Origin of the sequence: Flagellimonas algicida (genome assembly GCF_049629585.1) — a bacterium.
Taxonomy (GTDB): Bacteria; Bacteroidota; Bacteroidia; order Flavobacteriales; family Flavobacteriaceae; genus Flagellimonas.
Genome location: NZ_JBMYIX010000001.1, coordinates 1,788,133 through 1,810,503, shown reverse-complemented (window position 1 = coordinate 1,810,503; position 22,371 = coordinate 1,788,133). Strand labels below are relative to the sequence as shown.

Sequence of the window (22,371 nt, the reverse complement as noted above, 5' to 3'; positions counted from 1 at the left end):
TGAGAAGAAAGATGAGACAATCAGAAGTAAAAGAACTTTCAATTGAAGAGCTAAAGGAGAAGTTGGCCGAGTTCAAGAAACAACATGCCGACTTGAAAATGGCTCATGCCGTTACTCCTTTGGAAAATCCTTTACAGATCAGAAAGGCAAGAAGGACGGTAGCTAGACTTGCAACAGAATTAACTAAAAGGGAATTACAATAATTGGTTCTGCCTTATGGAAAACAGAAATTTAAGAAAAGAAAGAATAGGCGTTGTTACCAGCAACAAAATGGAGAAATCAATTGTGGTTTCTGAGGTAAAGCGAGTAAAACACCCTATGTACGGTAAATTCGTTTTGAAGACCAAGAAGTATGTTGCCCACGACGAAAAGAACGATTGCAACGAAGGTGATACCGTTAAGATAATGGAAACCAGGCCCTTGAGTAAGACCAAGTGCTGGAGGTTGGTAGAAATCCTTGAAAGAGCTAAATAATTATGGTACAGCAAGAATCACGATTAAAGGTTGCGGACAATACTGGTGCAAAAGAAGTTTTGACCATCCGCGTACTTGGAGGAACAAAGAGAAGGTATGCTTCATTGGGTGACAAGATTGTTGTCACGGTTAAGGAAGCTACTCCTAACGGTACTGTAAAGAAAGGTTCTGTTTCCACTGCAGTGGTTGTTCGAACCAAAAAAGAGGTCAGAAGACCCGACGGTTCTTACATCCGTTTTGATGACAATGCCTGCGTATTGTTGAACCCTACTGGTGAAATGAGAGGAACCCGTGTCTTTGGACCGGTTGCAAGGGAGCTTAGGGACAAGCAGTTTATGAAGATTGTTTCATTGGCACCCGAAGTGCTGTAAAAGAATACAGAGAGATGAAGTTGAAAATAAAAACAGGGGATACAGTAAGAGTCATTGCGGGAGACCACAAAGGCAGTGAAGGTAAAGTGCTTCGCGTATTCCGTGAAAAGAACAAAGCTATCGTAGAGGGTGTCAATGAGGTATCCAAGCACGAAAAGCCTAGCGCACAGAACCCTCAGGGAGGTATAACCAAAAAGGAGGCGCCAATACATGTTTCCAATCTTTCCTTGATCGATCCAAAATCTGGTGATGCAACCCGAGTTGGGTACGAAGAAAGAGATGGAAAAAAAGTAAGGGTTTCCAAAAAATCCAATGAAGTAATTTAGTCATGAGTTATATACCAAGATTAAAGCAGGAATATAAAGAGCGTGTAATAAAGGCGCTTACCGAAGAATTCGGTTACAGTAACGTAATGCAGGTTCCCAAGTTGGAAAAGATTGTGGTAAGCCGTGGTGTTGGAGCAGCAGTTTCCGACAAGAAGCTTATTGATCATGCAGTGGACGAGTTGACCAACATTACAGGTCAGAAAGCAGTTGCCACTCTTTCCAAAAAGGACGTTGCTACCTTTAAATTGAGAAAGGGAATGCCCATCGGAGCCAAAGTTACCTTGAGAGGTGAGCGTATGTACGAATTCTTGGATAGATTGATCACATCTGCCTTACCAAGGGTAAGGGATTTCCAAGGAGTTAAAGCTACTGGTTTTGACGGTAGGGGTAACTACAACTTGGGTATCACTGAGCAGATCATCTTCCCAGAGATCAATATAGACAGGATCAATAGGATCAACGGGATGGACATCACGTTTGTTACATCGGCACAAACCGATAAAGAAGCAAAATCATTGTTAACCGAAATGGGAGTACCCTTTAAAAAGAACTAGTATGGCCAAGGAATCAATGAAAGCCCGTGAGAGAAAAAGGGCAAAAATGGTTGCAAAATATGCCGAGAAAAGAAAGGCGCTAAAGGAGGCTGGAGATTACGAAGCTCTTCAGAAGTTGCCTAAGAATGCATCTCCGGTACGTATGCGTAACCGTTGTAAATTGACAGGAAGACCAAGAGGTTATATGAGAACTTTTGGAATATCAAGGGTTACTTTCAGGGAGATGGCCAATCAAGGTTTGATACCAGGAGTTAAAAAGGCAAGTTGGTAATTTAGATAAAGAAAAGAAATGCTTACAGATCCAATTTCAGATTATTTGACCAGAATCAGAAATGCCAACATGGCAGGTCATAGGGTAGTGGACGTTCCCGCTTCCAATCTAAAGAAACAAATTACCAAAATATTGTTTGATCAAGGCTATATTTTGAGTTACAAGTTCGAGGATGACGGTGCACAAGGGAACATTAAAATAGCCCTTAAGTACGATAAGTTTTCCAAAGAGCCCATTATAAAGAAACTGCAACGGGTAAGTAAGCCTGGTCTGCGCAAGTATTCAAACTCTAACGATTTGCCTAGAGTATTGAACGGTTTGGGAATAGCCATTGTGTCTACATCCCACGGTGTTATGACCAGCAAGCAAGCCAAGCAGGAGAATGTAGGTGGTGAAGTATTGTGCTACGTATATTAATCGAGAAAAGAGAAGAAAATGTCAAGAATAGGTAACAGTCCAGTTGCAATTCCAGAAGGGGTCACCGTAGAGGTGAAAGATACCTTGGTTACCGTAAAAGGTAAAATGGGAGAGCTTTCCCAAGAATTCTCTGGAGTTGATGTAAAGGTTGAGGATGGGAACGTATTGGTGGAAAGACCCTCTGATTCCAAAGAACACAAAGCAAAGCATGGGTTATATCGTGCCCTTTTTGCCAATATGGTAAAAGGAGTCTCTCAAGGATGGAGCAAGGAATTGGAGCTTGTGGGTGTTGGATACAGAGCCAGCAACCAAGGTCAGAAATTGGACTTGGCCCTAGGATTCTCTCATAACATCGTTATGGACATTGCTCCAGAAGTGAAAGTTGAGACCGTCTCCGAAAAAGGGAAGAACCCTATCATAAAACTAACATCCCACGATAAGCAATTGGTAGGTCAGGTGGCCGCCAAGATACGATCCTTCCGTAAGCCAGAGCCTTACAAAGGAAAAGGTATCAAGTTTGTGGGTGAACAATTGAGAAGAAAAGCAGGTAAATCAGCTTAATAATTAAGACTATGGGATTATCTAAGACTGAAAGAAAATTACGCATCCGAAGAAGAATACGAAAGGTATCCTTCGGAACTGAGGCAAGACCAAGATTGTCTGTCTTCAGAAGCAATAAGGAAATATATGCCCAGTTGATCGACGACAACAAGGGAGTAACTTTGGCGGCAGCCTCATCAAGAGATAAGGATGTGGAAGCCAAAGGAACCAAGAGTGAGGTCGCAACCAATGTGGGTAAGGCCATAGCGGAAAAAGCGCTTAAGCTAGGGGTTGAGACCGTGTCTTTTGATCGAGGTGGAAACCTTTATCACGGAAGAGTTAAATCATTGGCTGAAGGAGCTAGGGAAGCAGGACTAAAATTCTAATAAGACTATGTACCAGAATTACAAGAACGTAGAAATAGTAAAGCCAGGAGGACTTGAGTTGAAAGACCGTTTGGTTGGTGTACAACGGGTTACCAAAGTAACCAAGGGTGGTAGAGCTTTTGGTTTTTCAGCCATAGTTGTTGTTGGTGATGAAAACGGTGTTGTTGGACATGGTTTGGGAAAATCAAAGGAAGTAGCCACTGCAATTGCAAAAGCTATCGAGGATGCCAAAAAGAATTTGGTTCGTATTCCTTTGACCAAAGCTACACTTCCCCACGAACAAAAAGGTAAATATGGCGGTGCAAGGGTTTTCATTAAGCCTGCATCACATGGTACCGGGGTAATCGCCGGTGGAGCTGTAAGGGCCGTATTGGAAGCTGTTGGGGTACAAGACGTATTGTCCAAGTCCCAAGGTTCATCCAACCCACACAACGTGGTAAAAGCTACCTTTGATGCCTTGTTGCAGTTAAGGAGTGCCGATACCGTGGCCAAGCAGAGAGGAGTTTCTTTGGAAAAAGTCTTTAAAGGATAAACACGAGGATATTATGTCAAAGATTAAGGTTACACAAGTAAGGAGCGCTATCAAAAGGACACAAGACCAAAAAAGGACTTTGGAAGCCCTTGGACTGCGCAAGATCGGGCATGTTGTTGAGCATGAAGCAACACCTAGTATCCTTGGAATGGTAAATAAGGTAAAACACTTGGTTTCCACAGAGGAAGCTTAAAATATAACGGAACATGGATTTACACAATCTTAAACCAGCGGAAGGCGCTGTTCACAAAGAGGGAAAACGCTTAGGTAGAGGAGAAGGCTCCGGTAAGGGAGGTACTGCCGCCCGTGGACACAAAGGTGCCAAGTCCAGATCAGGATATTCCAAAAAGATTGGTTTTGAAGGAGGTCAAATGCCTTTGCAAAGACGTGTCCCCAAGTTTGGGTTCAAAAACATCAACAGAAAGGAATACAGAGGAATCAATCTTGGTAAACTACAAGAATTGGTGGACAATGGAACTGTGAAAAAAGAAGTTACTTTGGACACTCTTGTGGAAAACGGATTGGCCCACAAAAATGACTTGGTTAAGATTTTGGGCGACGGTGAATTGAAAGCCGGCCTAAAAGTATCTGTACATAAATTTACGGCTTCCGCCAAAGCTGCCATTGAAGCTGCAGGAGGCGAAGCAATAAGTTTATAAGGAATTCGTATAGCATGAAGAAATTTATAGATACCATATCAAATATCTGGAAGATTGAGGAACTGAGACAACGTATCATCCTTACCCTAGGGTTGTTGTTGGTATACCGTTTTGGTACCCGAATTGTCCTTCCTGGTATTGATACTACGCAATTGACCCAATTGAATACGGCCGCCGAGGATGGTATTTTGGGATTGCTTAATGCGTTCACCGGAGGAGCTTTTGCCAATGCATCAGTATTTGCACTGGGAATTATGCCTTATATCTCCGCATCCATTGTGGTACAGTTGATGGGAATTGCCATTCCTTATCTGCAAAAATTGCAGAAAGAAGGGGAAAGTGGTAGAAAGACCATCAATCAGATTACACGATGGTTGACCATTGGTATCTGTATTGTTCAAGCTCCTGCATATTTGTATGGACTTGGAGCATTGGGAGTTCCAGATAGTGCCTTTGTATTGGGCAAAGGGTTGGACTTTATTGTTCCAGCAGTGATTATTTTGGTGACCGGATGTGTTTTTGCCATGTGGTTGGGTGAAAAAATCACGGATAAAGGTATCGGAAACGGTATCTCCCTATTGATCATGATCGGTATTATTGCCACCATGCCACAGTCCTTTGTTCAGGAATTTGTTTCAAGGACTACCAACAACACAGGAGGTATCATGTTTATGTTGATTGAGGTCATTGTATGGTTCTTGGTCATCTTGGCCAGTGTACTTTTGGTGATGGCCGTAAGACAGATTCCGGTACAATACGCCAGAAGAACAGCTTCAGGTGGATACGAAAAGAACGTAATGGGAGCACGCCAGTACATTCCCTTAAAATTGAATGCCTCTGGGGTAATGCCTATCATTTTCGCACAAGCTATTATGTTTGCACCAAGTTTATTGGGAAGAACATTCAACAATACAGCGGTAGGACAATGGATGGAAGTTCAGTTTGCCGATATATTCGGATTGGCCTACAACATCTTGTTTGGAGTATTGATCATCATTTTCACATACTTCTATACAGCCATCACCGTGCCTACCAATAAAATGGCCGATGATTTGAAGAGAAGTGGAGGTTTTATTCCTGGTATCAGACCTGGAAAGGAAACTGGTGATTATTTGGACAAGATCATGTCATTGATCACCCTTCCCGGTTCCGTGTTCTTGGCACTATTGGCCGTTTTGCCGGCCATTGTGGTAAAGTTGATGGATGTACAGGCCGGATGGGCACTGTTCTACGGAGGAACATCATTGTTGATCATGGTTGGTGTGGCAATAGATACCGTACAACAAGTGAACTCGTATTTGTTGAACAGACATTACGACGGTTTGATGAAAACCGGAAAGAATAGAAAAGTAGCATAATTTATGGCAAAGCAGCCAGCAATAGAACAAGACGGATCTATCATTGAAGCATTGTCCAATGCAATGTTCAGGGTAGAATTGGAAAACGGACACGTGGTAACGGCACACATCTCCGGAAAAATGAGGATGCACTACATCAAGTTGCTCCCCGGGGATAAGGTAAAGTTGGAAATGAGTCCATACGATTTAACGAAAGCAAGAATTACTTATAGATACTAATTACGATGAAAGTAAGAGCATCAATAAAGAAGAGGAGTGCCGAATGCAAAATAGTTCGCAGAAAAGGCAGATTGTACGTAATCAACAAAAAGAATCCTAGATTTAAACAAAGACAAGGGTAATTATGGCAAGAATTGCAGGTGTAGATATACCTAAACAAAAGCGTGGCGTTATTGCACTTACCTACATCTTCGGAGTAGGTAAAAGTAGGGCGCAAGAGATTTTGAAGACCGCCCAAGTAAGTGAGGATACAAAAGTTTCTGAATGGAACGATGATGAGATCGGTCGTATCAGGGAAGCTGTTTCCGCTTATACCATTGAAGGTGAACTTCGCTCAGAGACCCAATTGAACATCAAACGATTGATGGATATCGGTTGTTACCGTGGAATTCGCCACAGAGCAGGATTGCCGCTTAGGGGTCAGCGTACCAAGAACAACTCTAGGACCAGAAAAGGAAAAAGAAAGACAGTTGCCAACAAGAAAAAAGCAACTAAATAATAAGCAGTAACAGTCATTAGTTAGTATTTAGACGTTAGAAGAATCTGTTTGAAATGTAAAAGTCTAGGATTCCAATAACTAAGAGCTAACACTAGAAACTAAAAAATATGGCAAAGGCAAATACCAAGACAACGAAAAAACGTAAAGTGATCGTCGAATCTACTGGCGAGGCACACGTTGTTGCATCTTTTAATAACATCATCATATCGCTTACCAACAAAAAAGGTGATGTGATTTCATGGTCTTCCGCAGGAAAAATGGGATTCCGTGGTTCCAAGAAAAATACCCCTTATGCGGCTCAGATAGCAGCAGAGGATTGTGCAAAAATTGCCCACGAAGCAGGTTTGCGCAAAGTTAAGGTATACGTAAAAGGACCAGGAAACGGTAGGGAATCTGCCATCCGTTCCATCCACAATTCAGGTATTGAAGTTACCGAGATTGTAGATGTAACACCACTTCCACACAACGGTTGTAGACCACCCAAAAGAAGAAGAGTTTAATTTTAGTATATTCAACGGCCCATTAAATAGGGTCTTCACCGAAGGTGCAGTTAGATTATCGAAGGATAAGCCTTAATTCATAATCGCACTTTCCAATTTTTAAAGAAGATGGCAAGATACACAGGACCAAAAACTAAGATCGCTAGAAAGTTTGGAGAAGCGATTTTCGGGGACGACAAGTCTTTTGAAAAGAAAAATTATCCTCCAGGACAACACGGTAACAACAGACGCCGTGGTAAAAAATCAGAATACGCCGTTCAGTTGGCCGAAAAACAAAAAGCAAAGTATACCTATGGTATTTTGGAGCGTCAGTTCCGTAACCTTTTTGCCGAAGCCAAAAGAAAAGAAGGAGTAACCGGTGAGGTGTTGCTTCAATTGTGCGAATCCCGTTTGGACAATGTGGTCTACAGAATGGGAATTTCTCCTTCTAGAAGGGGAGCGCGCCAGTTAGTATCGCACCGTCACATTACCGTTAACGGTGATGTAGTGAACATTCCTTCCTATAAATTGAAGCCTGGTGATGTAGTAGGTGTTAGGGAAAAATCCAAATCCGTTCAAGCTATCGAAGATTCATTGGCAAACAATAGTAGTGTTTACGAATGGATTACTTGGAACTCGGCTACAAAAGAAGGAACTTTTGTGACTGTTCCAGAAAGACTTCAGATTCCTGAAAACATCAAGGAACAACTGATTGTCGAATTGTACTCTAAATAAGAATTCAACATTAATCCAATTATGGCATTACTTAATTTTCAGAAGCCCGATAAAGTTATAATGATAGATTCAACAGATTTCGAAGGGAAATTTGAATTTCGCCCTTTGGAACCTGGCTATGGATTAACAGTTGGGAATGCGTTGAGAAGGGTATTGCTTTCCTCTTTGGAAGGTTTTGCCATCACTTCTGTGCGCATAGATGGAGTTGAACATGAGTTTTCTGTTATCCCAGGCGTTGTTGAAGACGTAACTGAGATCATTTTGAACCTAAAGCAGGTTCGTTTTAAAAGACAGATTGATGATGTTGAGAGCGAGACTGTTTCCATTTCCGTTAGTGGAAAGGAACAGTTGACCGCCGGTGATTTCCAAAAATTTATCTCAGGATACCAAGTGCTCAACCCAGAGTTGGTGATCTGTAACATGGATCCCAAAGTGAGCATCAACCTTGAGATCGTTATAGAAAAAGGACGTGGATACGTTCCTGCCGAGGAAAACAAAAAATCCAATGCACCTTTGGGAAGCATTGCCGTGGATTCCGTTTACACTCCGGTGAAAAACGTAAAATACAGCATTGAGAACTTTAGGGTAGAGCAAAAGACCGATTACGAAAAATTGGTTTTCGAAATTCTTACCGATGGTTCCATCCACCCAAAAGATGCGTTGACCGAAGCTGCCAAAGTTTTGATCCATCACTTTATGTTGTTCTCCGATGAACGCATCACCCTTGAGGCTGATGAAATCGCCCAAACAGAGACCTATGATGAGGAATCTTTGCACATGCGTCAGTTGTTGAAGACCAAATTGGTGGACATGGACCTTTCCGTAAGAGCCTTGAACTGCCTTAAGGCTGCCGAAGTGGATACTTTGGGAGACTTGGTTTCCTTCAACAAGAACGATTTGATGAAGTTCAGGAACTTTGGTAAAAAATCCTTGACCGAATTGGAAGAGTTGGTCATCAACAAAGGCCTACAATTTGGTATGGACCTTTCCAAATACAAATTAGATAAAGATTAATAATCATATTTTGCTCTCCCAATAACGTAGGGATTTGGTAGCAAGATGATAAATTGAAACAATGAGACACGGAAAGAAGTTTAATCACTTAGGAAGAAAATCGGCCCACAGAAAGGCAATGTTGGCCAATATGGCATGTTCCCTTATTGAGCATAAGAGAATCAACACCACAGTGGCTAAAGCCAAGGCTTTGAAACAATTTGTGGAGCCCTTGATCACCAAGGCCAAGACAGAGAACAACCAAACTGCCGAAAAAGGCATGCACAACAGAAGGATTGTTTTCAGCAGCCTTAGAAACAAGGAGGCCATTACAGAACTTTTTGGAAGCGTAGCTGAAAAAGTTGCTGATAGACCAGGAGGATATACCCGAATCATTAAGTTGGGTAACCGTCTAGGGGATAACGCCGATATGGCCATGATAGAATTGGTAGACTTCAACGAACTGTACAACGCAGGTCAGCCTAAGAAGAAAACCACAAGAAGAAGTAGAAGGGGAGGAGCTAAGAAAGCTGAGCCGGTTGCGCCAGTGGCCGAAACCAAAACCGACGATTCTGAAGAATAAGAACAATGTTATTAACTATTGTATTAGTGGAAAAAGGATAAGTGAGAACTTATCCTTTTTTTATGTTTTTTTGTCAAAACTGAAATTAGAGCACACAAATGAAGTATCACGCGAAAAAAAGAGCATTACTATTGTTGGCCGATGGAACCATTTTTTATGGTAAGGCCGTGGGAGGAAAAGAAGGCACCGCTGTAGGAGAGGTTTGTTTTAATACCGGGATGACCGGTTATCAGGAAATTTTTACCGACCCCTCTTATTTTGGGCAACTTATGGTGACCACCAATGCCCATATAGGAAACTATGGCACACACGCCGATGAGATTGAGTCGGACTCCGTAAAGATTGCAGGCCTTATCTGTAAAAATTTCAGTTATGAATACTCTAGGCCCAGCGCCAATATGAGCCTGTTGGAGTTCTTGGACAAGAACAATCTGTTGGCCATTTCGGATGTCGATACTAGAGCCTTGGTAAGTTACATCAGGGACCATGGGGCCATGAACGCCTTGATATCTACCCGTGTGGATGAAATAGACGCCCTAAAGGAAAAGTTGAAGAACGTTCCAAGTATGGAAGGTTTGGAGCTTTCCTCCAAAGTGTCCACCAAAGAGCCTTATTACTATGGTGATGAAAATTCAACATACAAAATATCCGCTTTGGATATTGGGATCAAAAAGAACATCCTGCGAAACTTGGCGAAAAGGGGAGCTTACATCAAAGTTTTTCCATACAACGCCTCTTTTGAAGAAATGAAGGAATGGAACCCAGACGGGTATTTCATCTCCAATGGACCTGGTGATCCAGAACCGTTGACGGATGCCATCGCCGCAGCCAAAAAAATGATCAATTCGGACAAACCGCTCTTCGGGATTTGTTTGGGACACCAGGTGTTGGCCTTGGCCAATGGGGTTTCCACCTATAAAATGTACAATGGGCACAGGGGAATCAATCATCCAATCCTCAATTTGGTGACCGGGAAAGGGGAAATCACTTCGCAAAACCACGGTTTTGCCATCAACAGGGAAGAGACCGAGGCCCATCCAGAATTGGAAATCACCCATATGCATTTGAACGATCAAACGGTAGCTGGGATTCGGATGAAGGATAAAGAGGTGTTCTCGGTACAATATCACCCAGAGGCAAGTCCTGGACCACATGATGCCGATTACCTTTTCGACCAGTTTTTTGATGCGATCAAGACTGGGAAAAACTAAAACGTTATAGTTTATTTTTAGGTTATTTAGCACGTTTTATGGGCGGTAAGATGGCGTAAAAAGAGACACCTTTCGTATCTTAGCCCAATTAATAAAAACCACAAACATTTAGTTAAAAATGAGCATTATTATCAACATTCATGCAAGACAGATATTGGATTCAAGAGGTAATCCTACGGTAGAGGTAGATGTAGTTACCGAAAATGGAATTTTGGGAAGGGCTGCCGTACCTTCAGGCGCCTCAACAGGAGAGCATGAAGCTGTTGAACTTAGGGATGGAGGAAATACCTATATGGGTAAAGGTGTCGCCAAGGCTGTGGACAATGTCAATTCTATCATTGCCGAAGAATTGGTGGGTACCTCTGTGTTTGAGCAGAACCTTATAGACCAGACCATGATAGAATTGGACGGAACCGCCAACAAATCCAAACTTGGTGCCAACGCCATTCTTGGGGTTTCCTTGGCTGTGGCCAAAGCTGCCGCCAATGAGTTGGGCATGCCCTTGTATCGTTATGTAGGTGGGGTAAGCGCCAACACGCTTCCTGTGCCCATGATGAATATTATCAATGGTGGGTCACACTCAGATGCACCTATTGCATTCCAAGAGTTTATGGTAATGCCGGTCAAGGCCAAAAACTTCACCCATGCCATGCAAATGGGTACCGAGATTTTCCACAACCTGAAAAAAGTATTGCACGACCGTGGTTTGAGTACCGCTGTTGGTGATGAAGGTGGTTTTGCCCCTACTTTGGAAGGTGGTACCGAAGATGCTTTGGACACCATTGCAAAAGCGGTTGAAAAGGCTGGATACAAATTGGGTGATGATGTCATGATCGCTTTGGACTGTGCTTCTGCGGAGTTTTATGTGGATGGAAAGTACGACTACACCAAGTTTGAAGGTGATAAAGGAATGGTAAGGACTTCTGAAGAGCAAGCCCAATACTTGGCCGATCTTTGTGAAAAATATCCAATCATCTCCATCGAGGACGGAATGGATGAAAACGACTGGGATGGCTGGAAAATGCTTACCGATAAGGTAGGTGACAAGGTGCAGTTGGTTGGGGACGATTTGTTCGTGACCAATGTAGAGCGTTTGTCCAGAGGTATCGAAAACGGTATTGCCAATTCCATCTTGATCAAGGTAAACCAAATAGGTACGCTTACAGAGACCATTGCTGCCGTGAACATGGCCAAAAATGCCGGGTATACTTCAGTAATGTCGCACCGCTCCGGGGAGACCGAGGACAATACCATTGCCGATTTGGCCGTGGCCTTGAACACTGGTCAGATCAAGACCGGTTCAGCCTCAAGGAGTGACCGTATGGCAAAGTACAACCAATTACTCCGCATAGAGGAGGAGTTGGGAAGCGTAGCCTACTACCCTAAGGAAAAAGCCTTCAAGGTAAAATAAATCATAATGTTTTTTTAGCATAGGAAAGCCTTTCTCAACAGAGAAAGGCTTTTTATTTGTAACCGTGGCAAACTTTATATAAATTAATGTTTGTAACTGAACAAACTGAAACGTACCTATGAACAATTTCCTTTTTGTTGCTGCGGAAAATGATGGATTGGCCAATTGCAAGGCCGGAGGAATGGGTGATGTGGTCCGGGATGTGCCCCGGATGATTTCCGAACGTGGAGACAAGGTACACGTTGTAGTACCTTCCTACGGAAGGTTACATCATGGAGAGCTACTCAGGACCAACCTGAATTTTAGCCTAAGGGGTCTGGGATACATGGCGGAACTTTATGAAGTGAAACCCAAAAAGGAGTACCCAAATATTGTACACTATGTGTTGCACCACCCAGAGATTGAGTCTGGGGATATCGCCCATATTTACCATAATGACCCCGAAGAACCTTTTTATACCGATGCCATTAAGTATTTCATTTTCTGTACCGCAGTGGCCGAGGCGATTAAAAAAGGAGCTTTTGGGGATTTGGATGTGGTCCATTTGCACGATTGGCATTCCAGTCTCTTACTGTTTTTAAGGCAATATCATCCCGAATACAAAAACCTAAAGGATCTTCGGTTTGTATATAGTATCCATAATCTGGCAATTCAGGGGATACGACCCTTTGATGACAACTATTCATCCGTGAAAAATTGGTTTCCCAATGTGCCCATTGATTATAAGGCACTCATGGATTACAGATATAAGGACTGCATCAACCTTATGGCCGTGGGAATCCGTTTTGCCGATGCGGTACACACCGTTTCGCCTTCTTATAAGGAAGATATTTTGTTGCCCAGCTCACCTCCTGAATTTATAGGGGGAGAGGGACTGGAAAGAGATTTACAAAAGGCCGATGAGGAAGGAAGGCTCTTCGGGATACTCAACGGCTGTAATTACAAGAATATCAATAAAGAGTCAAAGGGATTCATTTATAGGAATACGGTCAAAGCCCTCTTTAGATGGCTGCAAGAAGAATCCAAAAAATACAAGGCAGATTTTCTGGCCCATACGGGTGAGAAGATTATGGAATTTGTGGATAATAGGCCTAAGTTCATTGCCTCCAGTGTGGCCCGGTTAACGGAGCAAAAGTTCTATTTTTTTATGCGTTCCCCGGAAGCCTTTGTGGAAATCCTGAAGAAGCTTGAAAAAGTGGACGGTATTTTTATGCTGTTGGGTACCGGTGCCCCGGAATATGAGGAGCTCTTCCGAAAGTTGAGCTACGAGCACAAAAACTTCATTTTTACCAACGGGCAATCAGAGAATTTAATAGACTCCATTTATCTGGAATCCGACCTCTATTTTATGCCCAGCCTTTTTGAGCCTTGTGGCATTAGCCAGATGTTGGCCATGCGCAATGGAAACCCTTGTTTGGTGCACAATACAGGTGGACTGAAAGATACCGTGAAACACATGAAGACCGGTTTCAGTTTTGACGGCGAGAACTATGAGGAAAAGATAAAGAACATGTTGGAAACCCTGGATGAAGCGTTGGATGTGTATCAAAACGATAAACCCACTTGGAAGAAAATCCAGACAGCGGCCAAGCGCATGCGCTTTACCTGGAAGAAGTCGGTGGATGAGTATTACAAGGTCCTATACCGATTAGAATCATAACAATTTTTTTGCAATTGGTATTTTACTGTTAATACCAACACAAATAGCGATTGTAAATTGTTAATGGTTCTGCTTTTTCGTATTTTTCCGCCTCTATTTTTACTAATCTATTAAAACATAAAATGTCGGATACAGCTATACTCGAATATGGAGGGAAACGGTATGAATTTCCCGTGGTGAAAGGTACTGAAGATGAATTGGCAATTGATATAAAAAGCTTGAGGGCGGAAAGTGGGATAGTGACCTTAGATCCAGGGTACAAGAACACCGGTTCTTGCGAAAGTGCCATTACCTTTTTGGACGGCGAAAAGGGGATTTTACGGTATCGAGGGTACTCCATTGAAGAGCTTGCAGAGAAAGCCGACTTTTTGGAAGTGGCATATTTGCTGATTTTTGGCGAATTGCCCAATAAAGAACAATTGGAAAAATTCCACAGCGATATTAAAGAGGAGTCGCAAGTGGATGAAGAGATGAAGAAAATCTTGGACGGTTTTCCAAAGTCGGCACACCCCATGGGTGTCCTATCGTCTTTGACGAGTGCCTTGGTGGCTTTTAACCCAAGTTCTGTGGATGTTTCTTCGGAAAGTGCCATGTACAATTCCATTGTACGCATTTTGGCCAAGTTTCCAGTTTTAGTGGCTTGGACACAGCGCAAGAAAAAGGGGTTGCCACTGGATTATGGTGATGATAGTTTGGGCTATGTGGAGAATATCCACAAAATGATGTTCAAAAGGCCTAACCAAGAATACAAGAAAGACCCTATTGCCATCAATGCATTGGACAAACTATTGATTTTGCATGCAGACCATGAGCAAAACTGTTCCACATCAACCGTACGTATTGTGGGCTCATCCCATGCAGGGTTGTTCGCTTCGCTATCGGCGGGAATCTCTGCGCTATGGGGACCATTGCACGGTGGGGCCAACCAAGCGGTTTTGGAAATGTTGGAAGCCATACAGGAAGATGGCGGCGATACCAAAAAATATATGGCCAAGGCCAAGGATAAGAACGATCCTTTTAGATTGATGGGCTTTGGACACCGCGTGTACAAAAACTTTGACCCAAGGGCAAGGATCATTAAAAAAGCTGCTGACGAAGTATTGGGCAACTTGGGGATAGAGGACCCTATTCTGGATATCGCCAAAGGTTTGGAAAAAGAAGCTTTGGAAGATAAGTACTTTGTAGATCGTAAATTATATCCCAACGTGGATTTCTATTCCGGAATCATTTATAGGGCGTTGGGCATCCCAACCGAAATGTTCACCGTGATGTTTGCTTTGGGTAGATTGCCCGGGTGGATTGCACAATGGAGAGAGATGCGCTTGCGTAAAGAACCTATCGGAAGACCACGTCAGGTCTATATTGGCGAAAACTTGAGGTCTTTTGTTCCCTTGGAGAAAAGATAGTCAACAAAATAAAAAGGCGATTGAATTTTCAATCGCCTTTTTTATTGGACCTTTAATGGAAATTACCTGAATCAAGATTTAGGAGCCGGTCATGGTCATAGCATATCCGCATGATTTCGCGGTGGTAGTATTCTTGTGTTTTGGAGATATCATCATGATTCAATATAAACGCTTCGGATTGTTGAAACCGTGTGTGTAAAAATTCGTGCGCGTCTATATAGCTCAAGTTTTTTAAAGTAGAGTCAAGAGAAACCTTGAATTTTTTAAGGGAAGCTTGGACCATCTCCATATCCCTGCCACTTTCTTCAAAAGCAGCTTCATATTTTGAGGGTTTCTTTTTGGGGAAATCCTTGATATCGATACATTCCTTGAATTTTGCAGAATACACCACAGGCTCTTTATGTTCAGCCTTGGTGTCGTCTGAAAAGAGACCTCCGTAATGCTTGGCATTGATTTGACCAAGGATGGCAACCAGCCCTACAACCAATATGGAAGAAAAAAACACTTTTTTCATTTGTAAGAAAAATCTTAGTACAAATGTAATGATTAAAAAAGTAGTCTTCACATTTATAGGGTAAAAAAACGCATGAAGTGGTTGTTTTTAATGACATGATAATCAAAATATTAAGATTTTGTCCAATTGCTAATTTCAACTAAGGGAAACCCGTAAAAAGACTATGGTTTTTTCTTTTCCTACAAATGGAAAATAGATGGTAAAACACTAGATTTGCCTTAAAATTTTATGGGAAACCCCATGTATCTTGATGCTCATGTATCAATAATAGCATAACCCGGTATGATGCAATTGAATATTGTGGATGAAACCAGCCCCTTGAAGGCTGTAATTTTGGGTACGGCCAAAAGCTGTGGTCCCATACCCAGTCCTGATGAAGCCTATGATCCCAAATCCTTGGAACATATTTTGGCGGGAACCTACCCCAAGGAAGCCGATATGATCTTGGAAATGGATGCCTTTGCCCAAGTGTTCCAGAAACATGGAGTGGAGGTATATCGCCCAGAAGTGTTGCATGACTGCAATCAGATTTTTGCCCGTGATATTGCTTTTGTGATTGAGGACAAGCTTTTTCACGCCAACATTCTCCCGGATCGCGAACGGGAGTTCGTGGCCATTCGTGAGGTGTTGGACAAAATAGACCCCAACAAGATCATTCGACCTCCGGAAGAAGTTCATATTGAGGGCGGGGACGTAATGCCCTGGAACGACCATATCTTTATCGGAACCTATACCGGCCCGGATTACCCGGATTATATCACGGCCCGTACCAATAAGGAAGCCGTGGAGTACATCCGACAGATGTTTCCCCACAAAACCGTAAAGTCTTTTGAACTACGTAAATCCAACACAGACCCCAAGGAAAATGCCCTGCATTTGGACTGTTGTTTTCAACCTGTGGGGAAGGATAAGGCCATTTTGCACAGAAATGGATTTCTGTTGGAAGAGGAATACCAATGGTTGGTGGACTATTTTGGAAAAGACAATGTTTTTGAGATCAACAAAGACGAAATGTATCAAATGTTCAGCAACGTATTTTCAATTTCCCCTGACGTGGTGGTGTCCGAAAAAGGATTTACCCGACTCAATAACTGGTTACGGGAACAAGGTTTTACCGTAGAGGAAATCCCCTATGCCGAAATTGCCAAACAGGAGGGATTACTTCGGTGCAGTACCATGCCCTTGATTCGGGAATAATACTCACCTTTGTCTAGAAAACTTAACAAAACAAACATTGAGGACACAGATTACCAATACCATTCTCATGATTCGTCCGGTGGCTTTCCGGATGAACGAACAAACAGCCGTCAACAATTATTTTCAGGAAGACCTTGACCTAAAGAACACGGAGATCAACCAGAAGGCACAACAGGAGTTTGACGCTTTTGTGCAGGAGCTTCGGAATCACGGGGTCCAAGTGGTCGTGGTGGACGATATCAAGGAACAGGACACCCCGGATTCCATTTTTCCGAACAACTGGGTCTCCTTTCATGAAGATGGGACGGTATGCGTATATCCGATGTTCGCGGAAAACCGAAGAAAGGAACGCCGGGAAGATATTTTGGACATTCTGGAGCAGCAAGGTTTTGCCATCAACAATGTCATGGACTATACCGAAGCTGAGGAAGAAGGCGTGTTTTTGGAGGGAACGGGAAGCATTCTTTTGGACCGTGTCCATCAAAAGGCGTATTGTGCGCTGTCCGAACGGGCCCATGAGGAACTTTTCATTGAGTTCTGTGAGGATTTCGACTGTTTCCCCGTCATTTTTACGGCCAACCAGACCGTGGACGGGCAGCGTTTGCCCATTTACCACACCAATGTGATGATGGCCATGGCCGAGACCTTTGCGGTGATTTGTTTGGCCACTATTGATGATAAGAAAGAACGCAAGAATGTAGTGGACCATCTTAAGATGGATGGTAAGGAAATCATCGACATTACCGAGGAGCAGATGTACCACTTTGCTGGGAACATGCTCCAAGTAATCGGGGCCAACGACCAACGTTTTATGGTGATGAGTTCAGCCGCATACAACAGTCTCAGAAATGATCAGATCAAGGCTATTGAGAAACATTGCACCATCATCCACAGCCCGTTGGATACCATTGAGACCTGTGGGGGTGGCAGTGCCCGTTGTATGATGGCGGAAGTTTTCCTCCCAAAGGCTTAATACCAAGTCATTTCGAACCTTGTCCTGAGCATAAGGCGAAGGAGCTGTGAGAAATCTATGGGCGGGTTGGGATTTCTCAATCGATGCTTTGCATCTCATATCGAAATGATGTTTTGCTTTTTTGTCACATCGAGCGCAGTCGAGAAATCTCATTTTGGTTGGACACTAATTCCACAAATTATCACGAATGCTCTAGGTCATTTCGAACGAATGTGAGAAATCTCTTTTTTGTTGCACACAAATGGCACCAATTTCTTCGAATGCTTTATGTCATTCCTGCGAAAGCAGGAATCCATTTTGTTTTGGGGTGGTGGATACCCGCCTGTGCGGGAATGATATTGATTGTTCTAGGTCATTTAGAACCCTGTCCTGAGAATGGCCGAAGGAGCTGTGAGAAATCTGTTGATTGAGATTTCTCAATCGATGCTTTACATCTCATGTCGAAATGACAAGATAGGCATTGGTCATTGCCCATTGTTAATTGATTATTGAGTATTGCCTTTGAATCCACTTAAGAACACCGCGGCCATAAATACCATAAAAAAAGCGAAGGGCAGGGAAGTGATGATGAGCAATTTCTGAACGGCGGTGAGCACATCCATGTTCGGTTTGGCATTGCCCAACAGAATGAGCGCCAAAGTGGCCAGCAAAATAAAGATGGACCAAATCAATCGATGTTTACGTTGTGGGTTGGGATTACCCTTGTCCGTAAACATGCTCAGGACAAATACGGCAGAATCCACCGAAGTGACCAAAAAACTTGCCAAAAGCAAAATGGTGATGCCGTTGAGCAGTCCCGAAAGCGGATATTCCCCAAAAAAGATAAAAATGGAGGAAAACACACTGCCAAACTCATTGTTGTAACTGCCCCAACTTTCAATAATTTCAAAGGCCGAAGTGCCAAAGACCGAAAACCAAAAGAAGGTCCCCAGCGAAGGGATGATCAATACCCCCAACAGCATTTGCCGCAAGGTGCGACCTCGTGAAATCCGGGCGATGAAAATACCGGTAAAGGGAGCCCAAGCCAACCAGAAGGCCCAGTAGTAAAACGTCCAATCAGTGAGGAAGTCGATGCCGGGGTTGTAGCGCCCCACTGCGATGCTCATCGGAACAAAATCCATGAGGTAGTGCCAAGAGGCCTTTCCGAAGGAAAGCAGGATATCCCCCATATTGCTATTGACGAACACAAAGGCCAACAACAGCAGTGTCACCAAAATATTGAATTTGGAAATCTGTTTGATACCCTTGTCCACCCCCAACCACACCGAGACAAACGCAATGGCGGAAATCAACAGCGCCAATAGCAGGGTAACCGTCACCCCCAACTCGGATTGGAACACATGGTTGAGCCCTCCCGTAATCTGGGCGGTGCCCAGGCCTATGGCGGCGATCAACCCGAAAACAGTGGTGATGATGGCTAAAATATCCACCGCATTGGCGCGTTTGGTGCCTTTGAATTTTTGAGGGATGGAACTGCTTACCAGTACTTTTTGGTGTTTGGCAAAGAGCGCATGGCCAATGATCAGGGCAAACAGTCCATAAAAGGCCCAAGCGGTAAAGCCCCATTGGTAAAAGGTGAACTCCAGTGCCAAGATTTCTGGGGTGGTATTGGTGGCAAAAGGCGGGTTTTGCTGCATAAAAACAGGCTCCTGCACGGCCCGGAGCAAAATACCGGCTCCCATGCCGGTGCTGTAGAGCATACTGGCCCATGCCCAAGTGGAATGTTCGGGTTTTTCGTTGGGTTTTCCCAGTTTGAGCTTTCCCCAAGGCGATACGGCAATGCCCAAGAGCAGCAATACACAGCCGAGGCCCAGATATAGGTAGAAATACCCAAAGTGGCTCCGCACCCAGAGCGAGAGCACCTCAATGGATTGGTAGCTCCACTCCGTAAACAGGAACACCACTGCCGAAAACAGTAACAGCAGCCCTGTGGAGACCGCCAATAGTGGGTTATGTTTTAAGAAGTTGTAAATGCCGACCTTATTTTGTCATTCCCGCGCAGGCGGGAATCCATTTGTTTTTTCGAAGATAACAGGAAATCTGCACTTGTCATTTCGAGCGCAGTCGAGAAATCAATTTTGATTTGACACGAATTACACGAATTATCTCGAATGCTCTATGTCATTCCTGCGAAAGCAGGAATCTTTTTCTTTTGGGCTGCTGGATTCCCGCGTGCGCGGGAATGACAGTAAGAATGGTTATGGTCCTATCACTTGGCATTCTGAGCCCTGTCCTGAGCGAAGTCGAAGGAGCTGTGAGAAATCTATGGGTGGGTTGGGATTTCTCAATCGTCCCGAGGACTATCGGGACTCATGTCGAAATGACGATTTGCTTGGTTTTATCATTTCGAGCGCAGTCGAGAAATCTCTTTTCGGGGTTGACACGAATGGCACAAATTTACTCGAATGCCTTATGTCATTCCTGCAAAAGCAGGAATCTTTTTCTTTTGGGCAGGTGGATTCCCGCGTGCGCGGGAATGACAAGATGGCCATTGTTCATTGAATAGTGTTTATTGCGATTTGTCAATGGGTATAAGCTTTCTCGCTATACCTTGTAAGATAATTTGGCGAAAAATATTATATTGGTCTAACTTTTAACAACTTCCCCCAAAACCTTTTTTTGAAATGCCGTCCTAGGAATGGGACATGGCCAAGGATGTTCTACCGCCCCAAACCGGAGACTGGAAATACCCATGCATAATGGCAAGCTTTTTTTTTGACGTTCTGTTCCAAAAGGAACAGAACATAGCGTAGAAAAATAGAGTAACGTTTTAAAGCATTGAAGTATGAAACCAAAACCAAAACGCGTTGTAGCGGTCTGCACCCTGATTTTTGCTGTGTGTACCTTTGGGCAATCCATTAAAAAGGACTCCATATTGGATTCCGTGCCCCAAGCGGTGCAAGAGGTCTTGCCCTCGGAAGAGCCCAACGAGGTCCCGGAAACCAAAACCACCAATGCCCCAAGCAGCATAAGTTGGTACAACAGCCTTGACGAACCTTTGGACACAACCTTGGCGGCCACAATGGCTGCATTGGCCATTGCCGTGGTAAGTTTTCTTATTTCATTTACACATGCCGAAATGGGTAGGATAAACACCATTCTTACCAATGGAGGTCTTCTCACTGAAGACGACATACATTATGCGAAGACTGTGAAAAGGGGCATAGAGCAGATCATGCTCTCATTTTATTTTTTCTTGGTGTTCTTGGTTGAATCCTTGACGTTGGACGAATGGGAAGAGCCGTATGGCTGGCTTGGCCAATACGATTGGGCCAATGGATTGGACCTGGCCTTGGCGAGTGGAGCCTTTGCTGTTGGATTGGTGCTGTTGACATTGGGCGTGGGAACCATGAAATCCATGGTGGATTATAAGGTATGACGAAAAGACAGCCAAAAGAAAGGGCTAAAGTTTGACCCTTTGTATTTTTTAAAAAGCGTACCTATTGAAACCGCTATAGGCTTTTTCGCTATACTTTGTAAGATATTTTGGTAAAAAATATTATATTGGGTTGATATTTAGAAGTTTCCCTCCCCGAAACATGTTTTTTTCCGACGACTTTTATTCACATTGAATAGGGCTTCATGTTACTAAATATTTTAAAATGGCAACGGTAAATCAAGTACTTAGATCATATGGTGCTGCGGTTCGAAGAGCTGAAAGAGAGCAGCAAAGAAGGGCACGAGAGGCAGCAAAAAGATTTAAGGAGCAGCAAAAGTTTCAATCTATTGAAGATGCAAGACAAGCGGTTTCTGATTATAACTACTATGTGGAAGTGTTACAATCGGTACACAAGAATTGTACTGAAACAGTGAGTTGGGAAATGATAAGAAATGAACCAAAGCCTTCTGAACCAGAAATTTCGGATACTTTTGAGATTGTCGCTAAAAATAAATTAGACTTGTTTAAACCATCATTTATGGATAAGATGTTTGGTTCTTCAAAAAAGAAAATTGAGCGATTAAAGAAGGAAGTTGAGAGGGCAAAGGAAAAAGATAAAAAGAAGAACGACCTGAATTTTGAACAATACAAAACAGAATTGGAAAATTGGGAAGAACTTCAAGAAATATGTAGTGGGGTTGAAGGCAAGGACACGGAAAGCTATAAACAAGCAATAGAGTATTTTGACCCTTTCTCAGATATTGGGGAATTGGGTTCAAAGTTAAACATTTCTTTCTCGGAGCGTTTTATTGATGTAGACATACATGTGAACAGCATAGACATAATTCCTGACTATGTACTGACTCAAACTTCGACAGGTAAACTTTCAAAAAAGAATATGCCGAAATCGAAATTCAATGAGTTATATCAGGATCATATTTGCAGTGCGGTGATTAGAATCGCTAGAGAGGTTTTTGCCTATTTGCCCGTAGAATATGTTAGAGTTAATGCGGTGTCAAATCTCTTGAATTCAAAAACAGGACATTTGGAGAAAACTTCTATTCTTTCTGTCATCATGCCACCTGAAACCATCCAATCGCTAAATCTTGAATCAATAGACCCTTCGGATAGTATGCAAAACTTTGTTCACAATATGAAATTCACTAAAACAGGTGGGTTTAAGGGCGTGGACAAGGTAGTCTTAGAAAAGTAATTAGAATTAAA

Annotated in this window: 30 protein-coding genes; 28 read left to right on the top strand and 2 right to left on the bottom strand. The window is 43.1% G+C overall.

Annotation, left to right across the window (positions count from 1 at the left end; all coding sequences use genetic code 11):
- Window positions 1–11 precede the first annotated feature (11 nt).
- From rpmC to ACPD8L_RS08110, 24 genes are all read left to right on the top strand, one after another.
- Window positions 12–203, top strand: a complete 192-nt coding sequence (gene rpmC, locus ACPD8L_RS08225; protein WP_116218585.1) for a 50S ribosomal protein L29 — start codon at window positions 12–14, stop codon at window positions 201–203.
- Window positions 204–216: 13 nt separating this feature from the next.
- Complete coding sequence (gene rpsQ, locus ACPD8L_RS08220; RefSeq protein ID WP_014032003.1) at window positions 217–474, top strand: 30S ribosomal protein S17; 258 nt, start codon at window positions 217–219, stop codon at window positions 472–474.
- 2 nt (window positions 475–476) lie between these two features.
- Window positions 477–845, top strand: coding sequence for a 50S ribosomal protein L14 (gene rplN, locus ACPD8L_RS08215; protein WP_106145060.1), 369 nt, complete (start codon window positions 477–479; stop codon window positions 843–845).
- A 14-nt stretch (window positions 846–859) separates the two neighbouring features.
- Window positions 860–1,171 (top strand): 50S ribosomal protein L24, encoded by a 312-nt coding sequence (gene rplX, locus ACPD8L_RS08210; RefSeq protein ID WP_116218584.1) that lies wholly within the window; start codon window positions 860–862, stop codon window positions 1,169–1,171.
- A 2-nt stretch (window positions 1,172–1,173) separates the two neighbouring features.
- Window positions 1,174–1,725, top strand: coding sequence for a 50S ribosomal protein L5 (gene rplE, locus ACPD8L_RS08205; RefSeq protein WP_116218583.1), 552 nt, complete (start codon window positions 1,174–1,176; stop codon window positions 1,723–1,725).
- Window position 1,726: 1 nt separating this feature from the next.
- The gene (gene rpsN / locus ACPD8L_RS08200) at window positions 1,727–1,996 is read left to right on the top strand and encodes a 30S ribosomal protein S14 (RefSeq protein ID WP_116218582.1); all 270 of its coding nucleotides are present in this window, start codon (window positions 1,727–1,729) and stop codon (window positions 1,994–1,996) included.
- Window positions 1,997–2,014: 18 nt separating this feature from the next.
- Window positions 2,015–2,413 carry a 30S ribosomal protein S8 gene (gene rpsH, locus ACPD8L_RS08195; RefSeq protein ID WP_116218581.1) on the top strand — a complete coding sequence of 133 codons (399 nt, stop codon included), beginning with the start codon at window positions 2,015–2,017 and terminating at the stop codon, window positions 2,411–2,413.
- An 18-nt stretch (window positions 2,414–2,431) separates the two neighbouring features.
- On the top strand, window positions 2,432–2,974 hold the full coding sequence (gene rplF / locus ACPD8L_RS08190) for a 50S ribosomal protein L6 (RefSeq protein WP_116218580.1): 543 nt from the start codon (window positions 2,432–2,434) through the stop codon (window positions 2,972–2,974).
- A gap of 11 nt (window positions 2,975–2,985) precedes the next feature.
- Window positions 2,986–3,339: a 50S ribosomal protein L18 gene (gene rplR, locus ACPD8L_RS08185; protein WP_129653237.1), complete on the top strand. Its 354-nt coding sequence runs from the start codon at window positions 2,986–2,988 to the stop codon at window positions 3,337–3,339.
- Window positions 3,340–3,346: 7 nt separating this feature from the next.
- Window positions 3,347–3,871 carry a 30S ribosomal protein S5 gene (gene rpsE / locus ACPD8L_RS08180; protein ID WP_116218578.1) on the top strand — a complete coding sequence of 175 codons (525 nt, stop codon included), beginning with the start codon at window positions 3,347–3,349 and terminating at the stop codon, window positions 3,869–3,871.
- A 13-nt stretch (window positions 3,872–3,884) separates the two neighbouring features.
- Window positions 3,885–4,064, top strand: a complete 180-nt coding sequence (rpmD, locus tag ACPD8L_RS08175; RefSeq protein WP_116218577.1) for a 50S ribosomal protein L30 — start codon at window positions 3,885–3,887, stop codon at window positions 4,062–4,064.
- Between the two features lie 13 nt (window positions 4,065–4,077).
- The gene (gene rplO, locus ACPD8L_RS08170; RefSeq protein WP_116218576.1) at window positions 4,078–4,530 is read left to right on the top strand and encodes a 50S ribosomal protein L15; all 453 of its coding nucleotides are present in this window, start codon (window positions 4,078–4,080) and stop codon (window positions 4,528–4,530) included.
- Window positions 4,531–4,544: 14 nt separating this feature from the next.
- Window positions 4,545–5,888 carry a preprotein translocase subunit SecY gene (gene secY / locus ACPD8L_RS08165; RefSeq protein ID WP_116218575.1) on the top strand — a complete coding sequence of 448 codons (1,344 nt, stop codon included), beginning with the start codon at window positions 4,545–4,547 and terminating at the stop codon, window positions 5,886–5,888.
- Window positions 5,889–5,891: 3 nt separating this feature from the next.
- Window positions 5,892–6,107, top strand: a complete 216-nt coding sequence (gene infA, locus ACPD8L_RS08160; protein WP_008613577.1) for a translation initiation factor IF-1 — start codon at window positions 5,892–5,894, stop codon at window positions 6,105–6,107.
- A 5-nt stretch (window positions 6,108–6,112) separates the two neighbouring features.
- Window positions 6,113–6,229: a type B 50S ribosomal protein L36 gene (gene ykgO, locus ACPD8L_RS08155; protein WP_013621733.1), complete on the top strand. Its 117-nt coding sequence runs from the start codon at window positions 6,113–6,115 to the stop codon at window positions 6,227–6,229.
- Window positions 6,230–6,231: 2 nt separating this feature from the next.
- Window positions 6,232–6,606 carry a 30S ribosomal protein S13 gene (gene rpsM / locus ACPD8L_RS08150; RefSeq protein WP_116218574.1) on the top strand — a complete coding sequence of 125 codons (375 nt, stop codon included), beginning with the start codon at window positions 6,232–6,234 and terminating at the stop codon, window positions 6,604–6,606.
- 107 nt (window positions 6,607–6,713) lie between these two features.
- Window positions 6,714–7,106 (top strand): 30S ribosomal protein S11, encoded by a 393-nt coding sequence (gene rpsK, locus ACPD8L_RS08145; RefSeq protein WP_116218573.1) that lies wholly within the window; start codon window positions 6,714–6,716, stop codon window positions 7,104–7,106.
- Between the two features lie 108 nt (window positions 7,107–7,214).
- Window positions 7,215–7,820, top strand: coding sequence for a 30S ribosomal protein S4 (rpsD, locus tag ACPD8L_RS08140; RefSeq protein ID WP_116218572.1), 606 nt, complete (start codon window positions 7,215–7,217; stop codon window positions 7,818–7,820).
- Between the two features lie 21 nt (window positions 7,821–7,841).
- Complete coding sequence (locus tag ACPD8L_RS08135; protein WP_116218571.1) at window positions 7,842–8,834, top strand: DNA-directed RNA polymerase subunit alpha; 993 nt, start codon at window positions 7,842–7,844, stop codon at window positions 8,832–8,834.
- 61 nt (window positions 8,835–8,895) lie between these two features.
- Window positions 8,896–9,396: a 50S ribosomal protein L17 gene (rplQ, locus tag ACPD8L_RS08130; protein WP_116218570.1), complete on the top strand. Its 501-nt coding sequence runs from the start codon at window positions 8,896–8,898 to the stop codon at window positions 9,394–9,396.
- Between the two features lie 98 nt (window positions 9,397–9,494).
- Window positions 9,495–10,607, top strand: coding sequence for a glutamine-hydrolyzing carbamoyl-phosphate synthase small subunit (carA, locus tag ACPD8L_RS08125; protein WP_423942874.1), 1,113 nt, complete (start codon window positions 9,495–9,497; stop codon window positions 10,605–10,607).
- A 118-nt stretch (window positions 10,608–10,725) separates the two neighbouring features.
- Window positions 10,726–12,018, top strand: a complete 1,293-nt coding sequence (eno, locus tag ACPD8L_RS08120; protein WP_116218568.1) for a phosphopyruvate hydratase — start codon at window positions 10,726–10,728, stop codon at window positions 12,016–12,018.
- Window positions 12,019–12,136: 118 nt separating this feature from the next.
- Window positions 12,137–13,678: a glycogen synthase gene (locus ACPD8L_RS08115; RefSeq protein WP_116218567.1), complete on the top strand. Its 1,542-nt coding sequence runs from the start codon at window positions 12,137–12,139 to the stop codon at window positions 13,676–13,678.
- Window positions 13,679–13,800: 122 nt separating this feature from the next.
- On the top strand, window positions 13,801–15,084 hold the full coding sequence (locus ACPD8L_RS08110; protein ID WP_116218566.1) for a citrate synthase: 1,284 nt from the start codon (window positions 13,801–13,803) through the stop codon (window positions 15,082–15,084).
- 52 nt (window positions 15,085–15,136) lie between these two features.
- Here ACPD8L_RS08110 and ACPD8L_RS08105 read toward each other — a convergent pair whose 3' ends face one another.
- Window positions 15,137–15,598, bottom strand: coding sequence for a hypothetical protein (locus ACPD8L_RS08105; protein ID WP_116218565.1), 462 nt, complete (start codon window positions 15,596–15,598; stop codon window positions 15,137–15,139).
- Between the two features lie 282 nt (window positions 15,599–15,880).
- Here ACPD8L_RS08105 and ACPD8L_RS08100 point away from each other — a divergent pair, with 282 nt between their 5' ends.
- Both ACPD8L_RS08100 and ctlX read left to right on the top strand, forming a co-directional pair.
- A complete protein-coding gene (locus ACPD8L_RS08100) occupies window positions 15,881–16,795 on the top strand; it encodes a dimethylarginine dimethylaminohydrolase family protein (RefSeq protein ID WP_293302152.1) in 915 nt (304 codons plus the stop codon).
- A 67-nt stretch (window positions 16,796–16,862) separates the two neighbouring features.
- Window positions 16,863–17,768 (top strand): citrulline utilization hydrolase CtlX, encoded by a 906-nt coding sequence (ctlX, locus tag ACPD8L_RS08095; protein WP_423942982.1) that lies wholly within the window; start codon window positions 16,863–16,865, stop codon window positions 17,766–17,768.
- 485 nt (window positions 17,769–18,253) lie between these two features.
- On the opposite strand, the gene ACPD8L_RS08090 is transcribed toward ctlX, so the two are convergent.
- On the bottom strand, window positions 18,254–19,711 hold the full coding sequence (locus tag ACPD8L_RS08090) for a BCCT family transporter (protein ID WP_421810016.1): 1,458 nt from the start codon (window positions 19,709–19,711) through the stop codon (window positions 18,254–18,256).
- An 842-nt stretch (window positions 19,712–20,553) separates the two neighbouring features.
- On the opposite strand from ACPD8L_RS08090, the gene ACPD8L_RS08085 reads away from it, so the two are divergent.
- Both ACPD8L_RS08085 and ACPD8L_RS08080 read left to right on the top strand, forming a co-directional pair.
- Window positions 20,554–21,147, top strand: a complete 594-nt coding sequence (locus ACPD8L_RS08085; protein ID WP_423942870.1) for a hypothetical protein — start codon at window positions 20,554–20,556, stop codon at window positions 21,145–21,147.
- A gap of 223 nt (window positions 21,148–21,370) precedes the next feature.
- Window positions 21,371–22,360 carry a hypothetical protein gene (locus tag ACPD8L_RS08080; RefSeq protein ID WP_423942869.1) on the top strand — a complete coding sequence of 330 codons (990 nt, stop codon included), beginning with the start codon at window positions 21,371–21,373 and terminating at the stop codon, window positions 22,358–22,360.
- The last annotated feature ends 11 nt before the right edge of the window (window positions 22,361–22,371 follow it).

Excerpts from the sequence above, each read along its gene's own strand:
- rpmC (WP_116218585.1), top strand. The coding sequence starts at position 12 with ATGAGACAATCAGAAGTAAAAGAACTTTCAATTGAAGAGCTAAAGGAG.
- rpsQ (WP_014032003.1), top strand. The coding sequence starts at position 217 with ATGGAAAACAGAAATTTAAGAAAAGAAAGAATAGGCGTTGTTACCAGC.
- rplN (WP_106145060.1), top strand. The coding sequence starts at position 477 with ATGGTACAGCAAGAATCACGATTAAAGGTTGCGGACAATACTGGTGCA.
- rplX (WP_116218584.1), top strand. The coding sequence starts at position 860 with ATGAAGTTGAAAATAAAAACAGGGGATACAGTAAGAGTCATTGCGGGA.
- rplE (WP_116218583.1), top strand. The coding sequence starts at position 1,174 with ATGAGTTATATACCAAGATTAAAGCAGGAATATAAAGAGCGTGTAATA.
- rpsN (WP_116218582.1), top strand. The coding sequence starts at position 1,727 with ATGGCCAAGGAATCAATGAAAGCCCGTGAGAGAAAAAGGGCAAAAATG.
- rpsH (WP_116218581.1), top strand. The coding sequence starts at position 2,015 with ATGCTTACAGATCCAATTTCAGATTATTTGACCAGAATCAGAAATGCC.
- rplF (WP_116218580.1), top strand. The coding sequence starts at position 2,432 with ATGTCAAGAATAGGTAACAGTCCAGTTGCAATTCCAGAAGGGGTCACC.
- rplR (WP_129653237.1), top strand. The coding sequence starts at position 2,986 with ATGGGATTATCTAAGACTGAAAGAAAATTACGCATCCGAAGAAGAATA.
- rpsE (WP_116218578.1), top strand. The coding sequence starts at position 3,347 with ATGTACCAGAATTACAAGAACGTAGAAATAGTAAAGCCAGGAGGACTT.
- rpmD (WP_116218577.1), top strand. The coding sequence starts at position 3,885 with ATGTCAAAGATTAAGGTTACACAAGTAAGGAGCGCTATCAAAAGGACA.
- rplO (WP_116218576.1), top strand. The coding sequence starts at position 4,078 with ATGGATTTACACAATCTTAAACCAGCGGAAGGCGCTGTTCACAAAGAG.
- secY (WP_116218575.1), top strand. The coding sequence starts at position 4,545 with ATGAAGAAATTTATAGATACCATATCAAATATCTGGAAGATTGAGGAA.
- infA (WP_008613577.1), top strand. The coding sequence starts at position 5,892 with ATGGCAAAGCAGCCAGCAATAGAACAAGACGGATCTATCATTGAAGCA.
- ykgO (WP_013621733.1), top strand. The coding sequence starts at position 6,113 with ATGAAAGTAAGAGCATCAATAAAGAAGAGGAGTGCCGAATGCAAAATA.
- rpsM (WP_116218574.1), top strand. The coding sequence starts at position 6,232 with ATGGCAAGAATTGCAGGTGTAGATATACCTAAACAAAAGCGTGGCGTT.
- rpsK (WP_116218573.1), top strand. The coding sequence starts at position 6,714 with ATGGCAAAGGCAAATACCAAGACAACGAAAAAACGTAAAGTGATCGTC.
- rpsD (WP_116218572.1), top strand. The coding sequence starts at position 7,215 with ATGGCAAGATACACAGGACCAAAAACTAAGATCGCTAGAAAGTTTGGA.
- ACPD8L_RS08135 (WP_116218571.1), top strand. The coding sequence starts at position 7,842 with ATGGCATTACTTAATTTTCAGAAGCCCGATAAAGTTATAATGATAGAT.
- rplQ (WP_116218570.1), top strand. The coding sequence starts at position 8,896 with ATGAGACACGGAAAGAAGTTTAATCACTTAGGAAGAAAATCGGCCCAC.
- carA (WP_423942874.1), top strand. The coding sequence starts at position 9,495 with ATGAAGTATCACGCGAAAAAAAGAGCATTACTATTGTTGGCCGATGGA.
- eno (WP_116218568.1), top strand. The coding sequence starts at position 10,726 with ATGAGCATTATTATCAACATTCATGCAAGACAGATATTGGATTCAAGA.
- ACPD8L_RS08115 (WP_116218567.1), top strand. The coding sequence starts at position 12,137 with ATGAACAATTTCCTTTTTGTTGCTGCGGAAAATGATGGATTGGCCAAT.
- ACPD8L_RS08110 (WP_116218566.1), top strand. The coding sequence starts at position 13,801 with ATGTCGGATACAGCTATACTCGAATATGGAGGGAAACGGTATGAATTT.
- ACPD8L_RS08105 (WP_116218565.1), bottom strand. The coding sequence starts at position 15,598 with ATGAAAAAAGTGTTTTTTTCTTCCATATTGGTTGTAGGGCTGGTTGCC.
- ACPD8L_RS08100 (WP_293302152.1), top strand. The coding sequence starts at position 15,881 with ATGATGCAATTGAATATTGTGGATGAAACCAGCCCCTTGAAGGCTGTA.
- ctlX (WP_423942982.1), top strand. The coding sequence starts at position 16,863 with ATGATTCGTCCGGTGGCTTTCCGGATGAACGAACAAACAGCCGTCAAC.
- ACPD8L_RS08085 (WP_423942870.1), top strand. The coding sequence starts at position 20,554 with ATGAAACCAAAACCAAAACGCGTTGTAGCGGTCTGCACCCTGATTTTT.
- ACPD8L_RS08080 (WP_423942869.1), top strand. The coding sequence starts at position 21,371 with ATGGCAACGGTAAATCAAGTACTTAGATCATATGGTGCTGCGGTTCGA.